This window comes from Natrinema soli (genome assembly GCF_028618695.1).
In genome coordinates this window covers 1-1,553 of record NZ_JAQIVI010000029.1, presented here as the reverse complement: position 1 = coordinate 1,553, position 1,553 = coordinate 1, and the positions used below count along the sequence as shown (strand labels likewise).

General features: G+C 69.3%; 1 protein-coding gene. It reads right to left on the bottom strand.

What is annotated here, in order from left to right; genetic code table 11:
• Positions 1-1,553, bottom strand: a 1,553-nt coding sequence (locus PGX04_RS02085) for an Eco57I restriction-modification methylase domain-containing protein (RefSeq protein WP_273737004.1), incomplete at both ends; no start/stop codon positions are given.

Genomic DNA, 1,553 nt, shown 5'->3' with positions numbered 1-1,553 from the left:
CGATCGCCGCCCGGTCGGCGGTGAGCGCGAGCCGTTTCTCGACGGCCGCGACGAGTTCGCCGTCGGGCCCGGCGGCCATCGGGACGGGGAGCCCCTCGAGCGTCGACTGGTTGATCTGGGGGAAGACGGCGCGGTACGCGGCGTGCGTATAGTGGTGGTAGAACGCGAGCGCCGACGAGTGCAACGCGCCCAGGAGATGTTTCAACTCGGCCGACGAGTCGGCGTCGCTGCGGACGTTGTAGACCGACTTGATCGTGGCGAGGCCGTCGGCGTCGTAGGTCCCGACGAGCGAGTCGCTCGTCTGCCGGACGGCCAGCTTCGGGCTCTCGTAGTTTCGGGCGGGTTTCTCGAGGTCGGTCGGCTCGACGAACCGAAGCTCGTCGGCGTCGATCCCGTATCGGCACACGGCGCTCCCGGGGGCGATCGGGCGCGTTGTCGGCCCCGATCGCTCCCGGAGGATGTCCGCTCGCTTGCTGATCTCCTCGCCGCGAGAGACGGAGACGGCGTCCCCCAGCGGCGGGTGGGTCGCGACGGTCGAGCAGATCGACCGCGTCTCGCGGTCGAGATAGACGAGGAACCGGCTCGCGTCTTGCGCTTCGAACACGCTCGCGGGGATCGAATTCACGCGATCCGAGTCGGCGGAGAGCGACGCGAGGTCCGCCTCCGTCGTCGCGTCGGCACAGCGGACGTCAGTTCCGTCACCGCCGCTAACGAGGATCGCCACGCCGCTCTCGACGCCGTCGAACGCGGTGCCGACCCTGACGATTTCCGCGAGCGACGTCTCGCTCAGGACGTACTCCCGGATCGGCTCGTTCCCCTCGCGAGCGAGGATCGAATCGGGGACGACGATGCCGACCCGTCCGTCCCGGGACAGTCGGATCGACTGTTCGTAGAACGCGACGTAGAGATCGAACTGGTTCTCGGTCGCGCTGAACGTGTCCTCGAGGTAGGAGCGCAGACCCGCGTCGATGGTCGCGCTGATCGTCCCGCGACCGGCGGTCGCGACCCAGGGCGGGTTGCCGAGCACCGCGTCGAAGCCGGGGGCCTCGAGCCGGTCGTCGTCACCGTTGGCGTCGCCGTCAGCGTCTGCGTCATCGTCGCCGTCGACGTAGATCTCCGGGAACTCGAGCTCCCAGTGGAAGTACCCCTCCTCGTCGGCCCACCGCTGGGCCGCGGTGAACCACTCGGTTCGAGCGAGCGATTCCCAGTCGTCGTTGCTCTCGAGCGCGGCCGCTAGCCGTTCGAGCGCGTCGTCGGGGATCCCCTCGAGCCCGAACTCGCGGGCGGTGTGGACGTTCGCCATCGCCTCGAGTCGCTGTCGCCGGTCGCGCGGCTCTCGACCGTCCGTCTGCTCGAACACCCCGTCTCGAGTCGGCTCGGTTTGGAGACGCGTTGCGTCATCGCCGGCGAGACCGTCGCTCGACGCGCAGTCAGCGAACGCCTCGAGGTCGCTGCCGACGAGCGCGTTGCCGGTTTTCAGGTGGTGATCGAGGGCCACCGGCGGCCCCTCGGCGGACAGCGTTCGGAGTTGCAGCGACGCGGTCGCGATCTCG